At 48.4% G+C, this 15,331-nt stretch carries 14 protein-coding genes; 3 read left to right on the forward strand and 11 right to left on the reverse strand.

Features of this window, described 5'->3' with window-relative positions; translation table 11 throughout:
- Positions 1-27: 27 nt before the first annotated feature.
- The 3 genes from rph to DESGI_RS10390 form a co-directional block, all read right to left on the reverse strand.
- Entirely contained in the window at positions 28-777 is a 750-nt protein-coding gene (rph, locus tag DESGI_RS10380) for a ribonuclease PH (RefSeq protein ID WP_006522040.1), read from the reverse strand.
- A gap of 111 nt (positions 778-888) precedes the next feature.
- Positions 889-1,680: an MBL fold metallo-hydrolase gene (locus DESGI_RS10385; protein ID WP_006522041.1), complete on the reverse strand. Its 792-nt coding sequence runs from the start codon at positions 1,678-1,680 to the stop codon at positions 889-891.
- Positions 1,681-1,977: 297 nt separating this feature from the next.
- Positions 1,978-4,356 (reverse strand): SH3 domain-containing protein, encoded by a 2,379-nt coding sequence (locus DESGI_RS10390; protein WP_006522042.1) that lies wholly within the window; start codon positions 4,354-4,356, stop codon positions 1,978-1,980.
- A 250-nt stretch (positions 4,357-4,606) separates the two neighbouring features.
- On the opposite strand from DESGI_RS10390, the gene DESGI_RS10395 reads away from it, so the two are divergent.
- Positions 4,607-5,719, forward strand: coding sequence for a Gfo/Idh/MocA family protein (locus tag DESGI_RS10395; protein WP_006522043.1), 1,113 nt, complete (start codon positions 4,607-4,609; stop codon positions 5,717-5,719).
- Positions 5,720-5,740: 21 nt separating this feature from the next.
- Here DESGI_RS10395 and DESGI_RS23040 read toward each other — a convergent pair whose 3' ends face one another.
- Positions 5,741-6,445, reverse strand: coding sequence for a GerMN domain-containing protein (locus DESGI_RS23040; protein WP_006522044.1), 705 nt, complete (start codon positions 6,443-6,445; stop codon positions 5,741-5,743).
- Positions 6,446-6,724: 279 nt separating this feature from the next.
- Here DESGI_RS23040 and DESGI_RS10405 point away from each other — a divergent pair, with 279 nt between their 5' ends.
- Positions 6,725-7,711: a L,D-transpeptidase family protein gene (locus tag DESGI_RS10405; protein ID WP_006522045.1), complete on the forward strand. Its 987-nt coding sequence runs from the start codon at positions 6,725-6,727 to the stop codon at positions 7,709-7,711.
- Between the two features lie 119 nt (positions 7,712-7,830).
- Here DESGI_RS10405 and DESGI_RS10410 read toward each other — a convergent pair whose 3' ends face one another.
- The 7 genes from DESGI_RS10410 to DESGI_RS10440 form a co-directional block, all read right to left on the reverse strand.
- Positions 7,831-9,192: an APC family permease gene (locus DESGI_RS10410; protein ID WP_052543938.1), complete on the reverse strand. Its 1,362-nt coding sequence runs from the start codon at positions 9,190-9,192 to the stop codon at positions 7,831-7,833.
- Between the two features lies 1 nt (position 9,193).
- Complete coding sequence (locus DESGI_RS10415) at positions 9,194-9,550, reverse strand: SCP2 sterol-binding domain-containing protein (protein WP_006522047.1); 357 nt, start codon at positions 9,548-9,550, stop codon at positions 9,194-9,196.
- Between the two features lie 71 nt (positions 9,551-9,621).
- Entirely contained in the window at positions 9,622-10,539 is a 918-nt protein-coding gene (locus DESGI_RS10420) for a DUF8754 domain-containing protein (protein ID WP_006522048.1), read from the reverse strand.
- 356 nt (positions 10,540-10,895) lie between these two features.
- Complete coding sequence (locus tag DESGI_RS10425; RefSeq protein ID WP_006522049.1) at positions 10,896-11,105, reverse strand: hypothetical protein; 210 nt, start codon at positions 11,103-11,105, stop codon at positions 10,896-10,898.
- A 79-nt stretch (positions 11,106-11,184) separates the two neighbouring features.
- Positions 11,185-11,580: a hypothetical protein gene (locus DESGI_RS10430; RefSeq protein WP_006522050.1), complete on the reverse strand. Its 396-nt coding sequence runs from the start codon at positions 11,578-11,580 to the stop codon at positions 11,185-11,187.
- 219 nt (positions 11,581-11,799) lie between these two features.
- Positions 11,800-12,408 (reverse strand): GNAT family N-acetyltransferase, encoded by a 609-nt coding sequence (locus tag DESGI_RS10435; RefSeq protein ID WP_006522051.1) that lies wholly within the window; start codon positions 12,406-12,408, stop codon positions 11,800-11,802.
- A gap of 1 nt (position 12,409) precedes the next feature.
- Positions 12,410-13,174, reverse strand: coding sequence for a CpaE/TadZ family protein (locus tag DESGI_RS10440; protein ID WP_006522052.1), 765 nt, complete (start codon positions 13,172-13,174; stop codon positions 12,410-12,412).
- Positions 13,175-13,513: 339 nt separating this feature from the next.
- Between DESGI_RS10440 and hcp the strand changes: the two genes are divergently transcribed.
- Positions 13,514-14,797, forward strand: coding sequence for a hydroxylamine reductase (gene hcp, locus DESGI_RS10445; protein WP_006522053.1), 1,284 nt, complete (start codon positions 13,514-13,516; stop codon positions 14,795-14,797).
- Positions 14,798-15,331 lie beyond the last annotated feature (534 nt).

Consider the following 15,331-nt stretch of genomic DNA (forward strand, 5'->3'; position numbering starts at 1 on the left):
ATATTTCATTTGATACATTGAGTCCATTTATCTGGGGCCTCCGATACCGTCAGTCAATGTGCCGAGAATGCTTTTTTGATATTCCACCAACTGCCTGATGCCCAATTCAGCCAGATCCAGTAACTGACTGGTTTCATCTCTGCTAAATGAAGCCTCTTCTCCGGTACCCTGGATTTCCACGAACCGGCCGCTGCCGGTCATTACAATATTCATATCAACTTCAGCAGTGGAATCTTCGGAATAACAAAGATCCAAAACCAACTCGCCGTTGACCCGTCCCACACTGGTGGCGGCCACCAGATCCCTAAGCGGCATTTTCTCCAGCTTGCCCTTTAATACCAGGTTATGCATTGCATCAGCCAGTGCGACAAAGGCACCGGTTATGGAAGCTGTCCGGGTGCCCCCATCCGCCTGGATTACGTCACAGTCAAGGGTTACAGTATAATCACCCAGTGCCTGAAGGTCGGTAACCGAACGCAGCGCCCTTCCGATAAGACGCTGTATTTCCAGACTGCGCCCGTTTTGCCTGCCCCGCATGGCATCCCGCATCATGCGCTGTCCCGTGCTCCTGGGCAGCATACCGTATTCGGCGGTAAGCCACCCTCCCTTGCCTTCCATCTTGCGCCAGCTGGGCAAGCGTTCTTCCACCGTAGCAGTACAGATAACTTTGGTATCGCCCACTTCAATTAAAACGGATCCTTCAGCATGTTTATTTATGTTCCGGGTTATTTTCACCGACCGCATGTCACTATTTTTCCTGCCATCCACTCTATTCATTTTTTTCCTCCAATTTATATGTAATGTAAATGGTAATACATGGTAAAATATAGCACTGAAATAATTTTTTATTTACCCTGTTAGCGCCCATCATATTACAGCAGTTTTACTTTAAGGCCACTTAAATACCGCGTCCTGTTCTGCTGCCGACACCGAATTACCAAAGGACTCCCGGGCTTGAGCCAGTAAATCATGGACGTTATATTCGGGCCAGAAGTGTGTAAGTATGAGCCGCTGTACTTTGGCCTGTTGGGCCAGGGTAGCGGCCTGCCGGGCTGTCATGTGCGCTCCGGCCAGATAGTCTGCGTCTTTATCCAGTCCGCTGGCCTCGCAAAGCAGTAGCTGGACATTATGGGCAGCACCCACTATATCCGCCGTGGGAGCAGTGTCACCGGTAAAAAAGAAAGATTGCTCCCCCGTGCGGGCCAGCACGGCGTAACCGGGGAGGGCGTGCGCTGTGGGAATAAAATACAGGGTAAGATCATTTAGCCTGGCAAATTTAGCCGACACATCTTTAATAGCACCTGTTGGGGACAAGATAACAGCGGGCAGATCTTCTATGTTGACTACATTAAAGGCCCCGGTATAACTCGCCAGCTGACGGTATATTTCCACAGGTTCCGGTGGTATAAACAGTTTAATGGTGTTTTCCATACGGCCATCACGCCTGGCTCCCTCGATGGCGTGGCGCAGGCAGTATATGTCGGCATAATGGTCCATGTGGTAGTGGGTGACCACCAGCCCAGCAAGCTGATGATAATCAATATGTTTGGTCAACCGGGCAAAACTGCCGTGACCTGCCTCCAGCATCAGTGCCGTGGCCCCGGCCTGCAGCAGGTAGCCCGAGCAGGCTTCCCCAGGTCGGGGGTAGGGCGCCCAGCACCCTAGAACAGTTAATTGCATGTGCTCATCTCCACCAGTTTTTGCACCCTATTTCTATTACATCCATATCCTTTCCCGCACCATAACGTTATAGTACAAATTTACAAGCTCCGAGTAGGCTGCCTAAGGGCAATGACCATAATGGTAGTTCTATAAGTTTATTAAGAACCCGCAGCCCACCATATTGTACCACTTTTTTAGCCTAAAACGTATTCTATAAAACATTGGTCATCAATTATTTTGCCACATTTTCAAACAGCAAAAAAAAACCGATGCTCCATGTATTAGGGAACAACGGTTTTAATTAACTAATTAAAATTAAGGTGCAAAATAATTATTCAGTGCCAAGGCCAGTGCTTCCGCCACTTTAGCTCGCACCGTTTCCTGCCGCAACATTTGTTCTTCCTCGGGGTTGGATATGAATGCCACCTCCGCTAGGACTGCCGGTACAGTTGAAGTGCGCAATACTACAAAATTGGACTGTAACACACCCAGGCTGCGCCTGCCCAGCGTCCGGAGCAGTTCCGATTGGACGGCCCCGGCCAAGCGCCGGTTATCTGCTTGATCTATACCCGGGGGAAATTCTCCGGTATCACGACGGTAATAAGTGCTAGTGCCGTTTTTGTCGCGACTTGCATTGGCATTGCTGTGGATGCTCAAGAATACCTCGGCACCTTCCCGCTGGGCTATAGCAGTGCGCTCATATAGATCAACAAATCTATCGTCGCTCCTGGTCAAAACGACCCGGGCTCCATTTTCATTGAGCAATTGCGCTAACTTCAAGGAAATGTCCAGGTTAACATCTTTTTCTTGAAGGCCGGTGGGCCCGATGGCGCCCGGGTCACTGCCGCCGTGTCCGGGGTCAATGGCTATGACGCGCCCCTGCAAAAATTCGCCCAACTCGGGAACGTAAATATCCAGGTCCAGCTGCTGCCGGTCGCTGGACAGCTTGTCCACGCTAACCACCGCTTTTTTTAAGTCCAAAACCACCCGCACCGCCGGTGGGTCTGTGCCAAATAAGCCGGTGCGCATTTGTGCTACCGCCTCGGTATTTACCGTCACATTTTCAGGTAAATCACCGATATTGGTGTTCTTAAGATCAATTACCAACCGCTGGGGATTGGTCAACAAAAACATGTCGTAGTTTAGTTCCCCGGCGGCCTTGATGGATACCAGGGTATGGTTGTTTTCCTGTTTTACTTCAATTTTTTCCAGATTTAGGGATGTTCCAGGATTAATTTTATCGCTTTGGTCGGTGTCCTCGGTTTCCACGGGCGGATCTCCCGGTGCCGGGGAAGCCTCAGCCTGTTCAATATCAACCATCCAACCGGCCACCCAGCCAATTACGCCGCCCTCCAAGCTGACTTTGTACCAGTCGCCTGTTCGCTCCAGCACCCCTAACCGTGCACCCCGGCTGACCTGGGCGACTATATTGTGCTGTGTACCAGGGCCGCCTCGCAAATTGACGTCGTTATCATTGATCACTACCTGCACGTTACCGGTGTCGTTGATGCCGGTGTTATCTGAGTTATCACCATTACCTGTATTGCCAGTGCCGCCGGAACCACTACTGCTGCCCTGGGAAGGGGCATTTGGCTGAGCCGCAGCAACTTCGCTGACGCCGGCCAGCCAGGCGGCAATCCACCCGGCTTTGCCCCCGGGCAGGCTAATTTTCAACCACTGGCCATTAACTTCAGTAACAGTATATTTTTCACCTTGATTCACTTTGGCTATAGTGCTGTTCGAAGTTCCAGGCCCTGACCGCACATTAACTGCTGTGGCAGTAATGGTAGCTTGCTTTATCTTTACGCCGCCGGTAGCAACGGTGTTGCTGCTTGCTGACGGCTGGGTCTGGGCCGGTGGTCCCGTATTATTGTCTCCGGTATGAGCGGCTGGCTGGTTTATTGCAACTTCGCTGACGCCGGCCAGCCAGGCGGCAATCCACCCGGCTTTGCCCCCGGGCAGGCTTATTTTTAGCCACTGGCCATTAACTTCGGTAACAGTATATTTTTCACCTTGATTCACTTTGGCTACTATGCCGTTTGAAGTACCAGGCCCTGACCGCACATTAACTGTTGAAGCGGTTATCGTGGCCTGTTTTACTTGGACCGTATTGTTTTGGCTGCCAGGCTGGCTGCTGCTTTGGTCAGCCTGACCGGCTGACGGTACCTGCTGGGCCGGTGTTGGCTGATCGCCGGACTTTTGTATTTGCACCAGCCAGCCGGCCACCCATCCAGCGCCACCACCGGGCAGCTGCACCTTCACCCAGTCTCCGGAAAGTTCCAGTACGGGAAGTTTCGTATTAGCATTGACCTGGCTTACCACCGTATGGCTTGTCCCCGGCCCACCCCGCACATTTATGGAGTTGGACTTGACTACGGCGTAACTGGTGGGAGTATCGGCCACCGTTTTAGCCTGCACCAGCCAGCCGGCAATCCAGCCCTCTGCATTGCCCACTTTGATTTTGTACCAATCGCCACGCTGATCAAGGGCCGTAAACTGTTCCCCTTTATGTACACTGGCTACAATAGCGGTGTTGGTGTCCGGTCCGCCCCGCACGTTAACGGTGCTGCCTCCTACGGTCAGCTGGGTGGCGGCAGAAACTGCCGAAGGTGCGAGTATCAGTCCCGCCGTAAACAGGCAGGATATAATAAATCCTTTTTTTATCTTCTGTTTCCAGTTCCAATGCTTTTTCATATCAAGTTTCCTCATTTCCCAAAAAATTATCTGGCATACCTATAGTTCAACAAAAAACTTCAAATACCTTTTGGGGATGCTGGCTGCTAAAAATTGCTATAGAAAGTGCAAATTACCAATGGTTGTTCTCATAAATAATAAAAAGACGTTCAAAGCAGCGGAAAAGTTCCCTATCCAGTAAAAAAAATGGATAGTTTGTCTTTTCCGGCTGCATAATAAAAAATAAACAATGACAATGGGGGAATATGTTATGGATAAGCTGAAAGTGGGGATTATCGGCACAGGTCTGGCCTTTTCACGGCTGCATTATCCCGCTTACCAGGAACTGTCCGATAAGTTTGAAATCGTGGCCCTTTGCGACCCGGAGCCCGATAAAACCCGCCCCTGGGCTGAGCGGTTAGGCCTGGGTGGCAATAATGTTTATACCGATTACCGTCCCATGCTCTGGCGGGGCGATATTAACGTTTTTGATATTATGGTTCCTATTGAACATAATTTTCGGGTCACCGAGGACGTAGCCCGGGCTATATCCCATCAGCCCGGCCGGGCTATTATTTGCGAGAAACCACTGGCTGCTAATTATGAACAGGCCCGGGCCCACGCCGAACTGCCCCGTCGCTATGGTGTGCCCATTATGATCGCGGAGAATTACCGTTACAGTGAGGAAATCAATATCATTCGTGATTTAGTCAGGCAGAAGAGAATAGGTAATCCCATTTATTTCATCCACAACCGGGTGACTTGTTTCCCGGAGGATATGCTGAAAAATGAATTTGCAAGGGAGGAATGGCGCCAGCACCCGGTATTTGCGGGCGGCGTAATCATGGATAGCGGGGTGCACGATGTCGCCGCCCTGCGCCATATATTCGGTGCAATTGATAAACTACAGTCTTTTGGAGTGCCACAGCACGATGACTTCGCCCCCTATGCTGTGATTAACGTAAACATACGCTTTAAAAGCGGTGTAACCGGTCAATTTAGCTTTTACAGCGCGGGCAAGGAAATGCAGCGTCCCCTTATCGGCCTGCGCATATTTGGTACTGCCGGGATGATTTACCTTGAGGAGAAGGATTGCGGTACTATTAATATCGCGTATAACGACGGCCGGGCAGAGCAAATCAATTACCGCCCGCAGCGTGGTTATTACAATGAGCTGCTGAATCTTTATAATGCCATGGCAGGTCGGGAAGTAATTTCCGTCACTCCGGAAATGGAGTACGGGGACGCCAAAACAATTTTGGATATGCTGCGCTCCGCCAGAGATGGCAGCACAATTGCAGTGGACGGCGGCCATGACTATATCCCTGCCTACCGTTCGGCCCATCAGCCTGATTTTGAGTTTCAACAATTAAGTTGGCATTAGCTCTTTTAGGAATACCGCATACTATTTATACTGCACCTGTGCACTGGCCCTGATCAGCTCACTGTCTCGGGTAAGCGGCACACTGACATCCAGGTGGCCAGCAATGGATTCAACAACTTGCCCGTCCACCAATATCTGCACTTGCTCTACGCTGCTGAACTGGGTTAAAGTGTTTACTATCGAATAAACCGTAGCGTTTTCCGAACCTGACCCGCCGCTGTGCTTGGAAACCAGTTCCCGGCTAAAATTGACGGTGCACAGACCGTTTCGAATATTAATATCCAGCAGCCGGGTACCATCGGGCATGGTAGCGGATAATCCCTGGGTACGCGGGCCCCGGCATAATTCCTGCATGGCCTGCCGGGCTATACCAGCTGTTTTATTAACGGAACGCCGTTCAGCTTGTAGATAGCCATCTGCATCGGCAAAGTACAGCACTACCGTAGTGGTTGCAGCCCCGGTTGCTGTTTGGGGATCGGCTGTATTGTCAGGCGTGGTGCTATTTGCAGCGTTGTTGGAGGACATGCTGCCCATTTCCTGTCCATTCTTCACAGACGTTTGGCCGTTAACTGCTGTTTGGTTACCGATAGCATCATTTGGTACCTGCCCTTGCTCTGAGGTGACATTCTGACCTGCAGAAACTTGTGCATCACTGGCACAGCCGGAGGAATATAAAGCTACTATAATCAGTCCCAGATAAATAAAAAATTTGATGGCCGCCTTCATATTTTGATGGCCCCCTCTCTTAGAGTTTGTCCATTTATCTTTATGGGCTTAACCTCCGTTTTATGACAAATAAACATGGGAATATACCCTGCGCAGTATGGGAAAATTAATTGTGCAAGTGCAGTCTCATAGATGTGATTTGAAAATTTGTCTTTAATTGTTGTTCGTGTATGTTTGTAATTTGTATTTTAATTGCAATATGTGTTTGATTCTTATCATTGCAATATCCATTAATACACTTTGTTTAAGAAAGTTTAAGTCTGACCCTGGAGGGGGAAAATGCTTAAGCAAAAAAAAATCAGTTATATAGGCATGTTTGTAGCAATATTCTTACTTACCTCGTTAACGGTTGTGGCAACAATCCTGGGTGCCGGCCCTACCCGGGCGGAGGCAGGTATCGTGCCCGGTTGTCCCTATTATGATCCGGCGCTGGAGGTAAAACGAGATCTAATGGTTAAGGAACCAGCTCTTGTGGGTGATGATGTAACTCAGTTGCAAGAGCGGTTAAAAGAATTAGACTATTACCATGGTCCCATTGACGGTGTATACGGGGGGGCTACTATAGAAGCGGTGAAAGAATTTCAAAGGTCCCATGGACTTGAACCTGATGGTGTTGTAGAGGAATTTGTCTGGCAGGAACTCGATGAGGTTCAGTTTGTATGGGGCGCTCAAAATAAAACGCCGCCTCCCCCAGGCGAGGTGAGTATTGTTGTGGATACCTACCGGCGCAAATTGACAGTGCTATCAGACGGTGAACCTTACAAACAATACCCGGTGGCGGTGGGTAAATATAAAACTCCCTCGCCCATTGGAAACTTTCAAGTGCTGCGCAAGGCCGCGAACTGGGGTACTGGATTCGGCACCCGTTGGCTCGGGCTGACAGTACCCTGGGGCATCTATGGTATTCACGGAACAAATAAGCCCCATGCCATCGGTAGTTATGCCAGCCACGGCTGTATCCGCATGAACAACCATAATGTGGAGGAGATTTACCCCTGGGTCAAGCCAGGCACACCGGTAACGTTAATTGGCAACCAGTTTCGCTACCAGCCCAGCCAATATAGAACCATGCGGCGGGATGAGCGCGGAGGTGATGTTATGGAAGTGCAGCTACGACTGCAAAGGCTGGGCTTCTATGATGGCCCCATCGACGGTATCTGGGGCGGCGGCATGGAAAAAGCCGTGCTGCAATTCCGTGAAAGCCGGGGCTTGTCCAGAGATAATTCGGTCAATGCTGAAGTGTACCACCTGCTGGGCCTGCAGTAGTTATAACGATATATTTACGGCTGAAAAGTAATAACAATTAACCAAAACTAAATACATCAACTGTAAGGTAACCAAGCGGGGCTGCTTACCCCGCTTTTGCTATAGCCATAGTGTTCAATCTAATCCCCTGCCTTGCCGCCGGCCTGGGGCAACGGTCGCTTGCGCTGCCTGGCAGCCCCCTTTTGGGCCTGATGCCGTTTCTTTAGCTCGGGTACCACCACGTTTACGTACCAGAAGCAGAACAGCAGGCCCAAGCCGATATACAACAGCACATTGGGGAAACTGGCAAATACAGCCAGTGTCAGGCCGGTGAAAACTACCACGCAGGTGACCGGGATAATATAACCACCCGGTATGCGGTAGGGGCGGTTGGCACCAGGCATTTTTTTGCGCAGTCTAATCACGGCCAACCCCGCCAGGGCGTATATAATACTCTCCATGGCCGCGGCCATGTTCACCAACACAAGGTACCGCTGTGTCACCAGCACAACCGTGGAAATAACCAGGCCAATGATAAATATAGCAAGCACGGCTACCCACGGTGTAAAGAAGCGCATGCTCAGCTTGCTGAACACCTGTGGCAGAACATGTTCCCTGGACGAAGCATAAATAAAACGGGATACGCTGATTAAGCCGGCGTTAAAAGTAGTAATAGAAGCTGCCAGAGTTATGACCACCATCCAAACCACCCCGGCACCACCAAGTAAACTGCGGGCGAAAATCAGCTGGGGTATGGGTGAGCCGGCCAGCACCTCGCGGCTTACTGTGGCAGTCATGGCCATAGTAAAAAGTGAGTAAATAACACTGAGAAGACCAATGGCCAGCAACATGCCCCGGGATATGAGACGGTGGTGGGTCACTTCTTCAGCCAGCGGGGTTACCCACTCGAATCCCACAAAAAGGAAAATACCCACCGCCACCGCGTTAACCAGTCCCACCGCACCGCCTGTAGCCACTGGAGCGGTAATTTGAAAATCCACCCGGACCAGGGCGATGAATGCTATAGACACCAGAGACAGAATCAAACCGTAGGTAATCATATCCTGAAAACCACCGGCGATTTTAATACCCACCATATTGATCACCGTAACAGTAATGAACATGACCAGTATCCAAACCAGTGCGGGTACGGACGGCCAGACCTCGTTTAAAACCTGAGCCAGTATATAGCTTTCCGCTCCAATCACCCCCATAATGACCAGCATATACAGCATGGACACTGTAAGGGCAAGCCGGTCATTAAAAGCCCGGCTAAAATAAAGGCGGATACCCGCCGCCGAAGGAGTCATACCATTCAATTCACTAAAACAAAGGGCCGCTGTCATACACAGCAGCCCACCAGTAAGAATAGCCAGCCAGGCGGCATCGCCCGCCAAAAAGCCGGCCACCTGCACCGCTGCCGCAAAAGTGGCACTGGATAGTGTCAGACCGGCGCTGGTGGCCACAATAGTACGCAGGGTGAGCACTTTTTTCAACTGCAAGTCACTCACCCCAAATCATCAGTGATATAAAGTCCAGGCGCACAATATCATCCTCTGTACCCTGAATAACCAGAGTGCCGTTCATGTATGGTTCAGTAGGGGTAATATCGCCGTAAAACATGTCCGCCAGTGTTTCGCTGTCCGATGTAACCACCAAATCCGCAGTTTGGCCCGGCGTACCCTGGGTTAGTGACAACTCACCGTTATGCAGGGTCAGGGTATGCTGGGAGTCTATATCATTAGCCTTAATTACAATGATCCGGTTCCAATCACGGTTCATTAATTTCAGCTTTTGATTATTTTGATAACCTTCACAAAAAGCCTGTAAGCTAGCAGCAATTTCTTCATGTGTAGCCATAAACATCCTCCACTTGCTGAAATACTGTTAATCAAAAGAGAGCCTGCTGGGGGAGCACGGGTAAAGGTTAATTAATTCACCATTTCAATAATACGCGGTTTGAAGTCGAGCTGCTTGATGATTCCCAGATAGTCAACAGGGTTGATATTCTCCCAGGGCTTACCTAACAGTGCAACCAGTGCACCCTCAATTACATTGGTGCCAAAGGAGCGTCCTTCAAATACCGGGGTGGTAGTCACCAAACGGCCGGCACCACATTGACTTAAAAGTTCTAAATCTGCAGCAGTAGTGGTATTGGTGATAATCATCTGCCCGTTCAGCTTGTCCGGCAAATAACGTTTGATGAAATGAAAATCACCGGCGATAACCTCGGCATCCTGGTAATATTGGGCAAATTTTTGCGTCTTTTCTTCGTCCCGGGTTTCCTGCTGCTTGCCAGTGGGATAAAGCATATGAAATGGCAGTTTAGTCATTTCCGGCAGCAGCCTGGCGGCTATTTCTTCCAACTCCTGCAAAGTTTTAATGGGATAAGGTATACCGGCGGCAAAAATTAAATCGCCATAGGTGATATCGCATTGTGCTGTCGCAAAAGCCTCGGCCATGCCAAACCGGTCCACCGCGCTGACCATGAGCACCCGGGTACCTTTTTTTATATAATCTGTATTCTGTAGCAAATATGTAACCGTTTCACGCTCTAGAGTGTTTTTTAAACCACTGCCGTCCACCACCGGAGTGGTTTTTACGGCTTCCATTAATCTCAGCCCGTCCTTAAAGGCGTATCGTTTATTGCCTGCATATACATATACATCGATACCGCCCAGTCCGATGGCATCCACCTGCCCGTCCAGTTGCTGCAATTTGGCCAGGGCTCGGTCAAAATCGCCGTCCATGCCCAGGCGACTGATTTCAAACTGCTCGCCCAGCAGTTCCACCAGCACCTGGTGATCCCGCCTGGATGAACCCAGGCTGACACTGACCACGCGTTTCAAACCGCAAGACCTCCAATCGTCTGCTCTGGTGATTTTAGTTCTTTGAAGCAAGTTCTTAATTCAGGGGGAGATTCAACTCCCCCTGAATTTTAGAACTGCAAATGCATGACTTAGTTGGCGTTGTACTCCCACTTATAGAAGTGGGAGACTTACGCCAAGTTAGTCAGGTTAAAATTACCTTCTTATATTTATAAGCACCTTTACCATTGTAACCAAAAAAAGCAAAAAAGACAAGCTGCTCAGGGTTTACCGCGTTTAATGGGGTTATTTTGGTGTTTGATGAACAACAAAACCAGCCTCCGGCCGGCATGAAAGAACGGAAACTGGTTTGGTAATAAACTATAGCTGGCTGCTATCTACTGGTCAATGTAATGGGCGGACCGGTCCTCCAGAACATCCATCGCATTCACCTGTTGGGCATCTTCAAGTACATCTAGAGCATCATCAAAAGTATCAATGTAATCGGATTCCAGTACATTAAGCCACTCAGGCGATAGTATGGGCACCTCCTGTTCCTCGCGCATTTGCTCTGCGTAAAGGGACAGGTTATTAGGTTCCTCCGGCATTTATAAACCCCCTTTCTGCACCATATTTTGCGGATGTCCCGGGTGTTTAACGCTATTAGCCGAAATATTGAAATTTCGCCTAAAGTTTGCCCCCGTTATTTTTTAGTATCTCCTCTGCCCTGCCGGTATAATCATCAGTAGTCACTACAGTGACTAAAAAGGCGCTTCCGCCTGCCACCCCGTAATCGTGGTTGCCGTAGCCGCTGACTGATGGGTCGGCCCCCAACAGCACCCGGGTGTCGTTATCAACAAAACTATCAGTGCCGGCGGAATAAAGGGTTAGACCGGTGATGGTCTCTGCCCTTCCCATTAGGGCATTATTTATTTCGGCATCATTGGTGGCACCATACCGGCTAACCCGGTCCACCTGAACGGTATCATAATCATTATTCCTCAATTCCTTCGCTGCTGACTCAGCGGCGCTGCTGCTGGGGAAGTAAGCCAGCAAAGCTCGTTCTCCCGGTGATAATTGCATATTACCTCACTCCTTTGTGCATATAGTACACTACTTAGCATAGTCTTTGCCGATAAAGTGCCCGGCACTCATTTTACCCATTGCATAACTTGCGGTAATAATTGGGGTTAAAATAAACGTGGATGTTTACATAAATTGCCCAGTGGAGCAAATAAAATAGCAGCCGTGTAAAACTACGGCTGCCTAAAAGTTCTTTTTATAATTGCGTTTATCGCATGATTAAAGCATTGATTTTTTAAATTGTAATCTTTCGAAAAGTATTAGATCATCCTTGTTCAATTCCGAGCCGGCGCGGGCCATTAAAGCATTGACCGAATGTTCCCGAATATCGGGGTCGTCGGTTGGTTTGACAACAAATCCAAACTTTCCAAAAAGCCGGTCCAACATTTTTCTGTATTCCCAGACATTCATTCGGTTGCCGTTTGTATCCCAGTGCCGGAAGTATTCAGTGGTAATAACAATATTTTTTTCCATAAGCCCGCTGCTTAAAGCTATTTCAAGTAATCTAGAAGCCACATGGTTGTGCCTGAAACTATTGGCTACTTCAATACCCCCCAGTTCCAGCACTGCAGGGTGCCTGCGCCACCTGCTGTAACCATCAGGGTAGTGAAAAGTAACATAGCCGATGACTGTCTGGCAGTTGCGGACAATAAATACCATGCCCTCAGGAAAATCTGTAATTTTGCACAGCGCGGCTTTTTGAAGATCCGGCGGCCGAAAATTGCTTAATTCAGCATGCATGTTATAATTGGCTAATAATTCGCCTTTAACCGGCCCTTCAAATACCAGTAAGCCGAGCTTGGTTTCAATGGTTTTCGATATATACATATTAGACAAAAAAATTTTCACCCCATATTTTGTCGGCAATTTTACCCACTTCTTCAGTAAACCGGTTGGTGCGGTTCATAGTAAAAATCCTGGCGTAACCTTTTTTCCCAGTTAAATCCGGATAATTGGGCAATACTCCGTAAAGGGGTACCCCCAGGGCCCGGCTTATTTCCAGGGGGTCTTCCTCAGCATAGGTAGGATAACGATTCAGCACCAGCCCAAACTTGTCCATACTGAACCCCTCATCAACCAGCAGGCGCACAAAAGCTTCCGCATTTGGCAAAGAAAAGCCAAATGGCTCAGCAACTAAAAGCACTTTATTCATTCTGAGCAACATATTTAATGTATAATCGCGCACTTCTTCATTAGTGTCAAATATCAACACATCAAATGATGTATCCAGCAAACTGCGCAGCAAGACATCGACACCGTTTAGCAGCAATGGTGAACCGGCTAAATTGCCTTCAGTGTTACTGGCCAGTACTGATAAGCCATCAAAGGTTTGCAAGTATGGTTCTATTTCATCCATGGTATATTTAATTTTCCAGCAAGGTATACTATCCAGCCACTTAAATATATCCTTTAGCCATATGCCGATGTTCGGTGAGCTGTTCAAGCCCAGCCTTTCAGCCAAGTTACCCTTTACAAGATCCATATCCACCAGCATGGTACTGCGGCCCTGTAGATGAAAAAAACCGGCTAATTCCTTAGCTACGGAGGATTTGCCCGTACTGGCAGCAAAACCGTAAACTGCCACCGTTTTCATACTACCCCTCCCTTACATTTAAATTCACCGGGTACCTGTCTTTTCCCTTTTAATATTGAATGAAATTTGAAAATATGTAACGAGGTAATAATTGCCATAATTTAATGAATGTTTAAGAAAATATTTAATGTTTATTAATGCCTAATAATTATAATGTATGGCAATATTTTCACCCAAACGTACAAGCACTTAAATACTGTTACAAATATCAAACTTTCCGTGTGATTAATCTAAACCCCGGTATGTGAGCTATATCATAGTGACCGGCAGCTGTTTAAGGTAAATTATATACATCAAAAACACCACGAAAAAAAAATACAACCAAAGGAGGAAATAAACATGTTTTGCTACCAATGTGAACAAACAGCAGGTGGAACCGGATGCACCAAAGTAGGGGTTTGCGGTAAAAATGAGGATGTTGCCAGCTTGCAAGATGCCTTGATTATCGGGCTCAAAGGCGTAGCAGCTTATGCCTATCACGCCAGAGAGCTGGGCCTGCGGGATGAAAAGGTAGATGCCTTCATGCACGAAGCCCTTTTCACTACCCTGACCAACGTCAACTTTGATTTAAATGACCATGTTAAAAAAGTGCTTGAATTAGGCGAAATGAACCTGCGGGCAATGGAAATTTTGGATAAAGCCAATGTTGGGCGGTTTGGATCCCCTGAACCCACCCAGGTATTCACAGGCTTTAAACCGGGCCCGGCCGTGTTAATTACCGGCCACGACTTTCTAGATATGTACGAACTGCTGGTGCAAGCAGAGGCAGCAGGAGTAAACGTATACACCCACGGCGAAATGCTGCCGGGTCATGCTTATCCCGAACTGAAAAAATTCAAGAACCTGGTTGGCCATTACGGCTCCGCCTGGCAGAACCAGAAAAAAGAATTTGAGGAATTCCCCGGGGCAATTTTAGGCACCACCAACTGTGTACTACTGCCCAAGGAATCATACAAAGACCGTATGTTTACCTGCGGTATTGCCAAACTGCCTGAAGTAACCCACATAGAAAACCGTGATTTCACAGCGGTAATTGAAAAAGCTAAATCCCTGGGCGCACTGCCCGAGAAACCGGGCGGCACACTGACTACCGGCTTCCACCACAATTTTGTGCTCTCTATTGCCGACAAAGTAGTTGACGCTGTTAAAGCCGGTAAAATTCGTCACATTTTCCTGGTAGGGGGTTGCGAAGGTGCAAAAGCCTCGCGCAGCTATTACACTGATTTGGTGAAGCAAATACCGGAGGACTGCATCGTTATCACCCTGGGCTGCGGCAAGTACCGTTTCAACTACCTGGATCTTGGCGACATCGACGGCATTCCGCGCATGCTGGACATGGGGCAATGTAATAACGCTTACTCGGCCATTCAGGTAGCTGCGGCGCTGGCTAAAGTATTTAATTGCGGTGTAAACGACCTGCCCTTGAGCCTGGTGCTGTCCTGGTTCGAACAAAAAGCAGTGTCCATACTGTTCACCCTGCTGCACCTGGGTATTAAGAATATCCGCATCGGCCCGTCGGCACCTGCGTTTCTGACACCCAATGTGCTGGCGGTTATTCAGGAGAACTACAACCTCCAGCTAATCACCACGCCGGAAAACGACCTGGAAAACATGCTTGCTTAGGTTAAAATTTAATTGGTTAGTTGGTGCCGGGTGTTGAAAGTTGAAAGTTGAAACGACCGCAGTAAAAATAGAAAAAATGTTCTCAGGTAATGGCCTCAATAAGTAATTTTCGCTGTATTATTAAGCAAATAGATAGATATATATCAATTAAGTGCTGCCGGTAAACTTGCCGGCAGCACTTAATCTTTTTTATTTCTTATTTAAATCTTTAATTTTAATAGGCTTTTTGAAAACTACCTTCTTGTTTCCTGGTTTCTGAAACCTAAACATATCTGATTTATAAAGGATAATCTAGATTTATTTAGCTTTCTCTCCCGCCGACTAACGGAAGGCAGTGTCACAGGATTCAACTGCTCAGCTATGGACTCTCGTCCATATTCCGGGTGGCTCACCCCGAAGGGTTACCCGCCGCTGCCAAAAAGCTAGCGTCCTGCCCGGAAGGGGGTGTTACCCACCGCCTGGTTGATTTCAACCTCCGCGCCCGACTTTCACTATGTGTCTTTGCGACGCGTCATTGGTTGTAACTGCTAAGAA

It is taken from the genome of Desulfoscipio gibsoniae DSM 7213 (genome assembly GCF_000233715.2).
In the GTDB taxonomy this organism is placed as follows: domain Bacteria; phylum Bacillota; class Desulfotomaculia; order Desulfotomaculales; family Desulfallaceae; genus Sporotomaculum; species Sporotomaculum gibsoniae.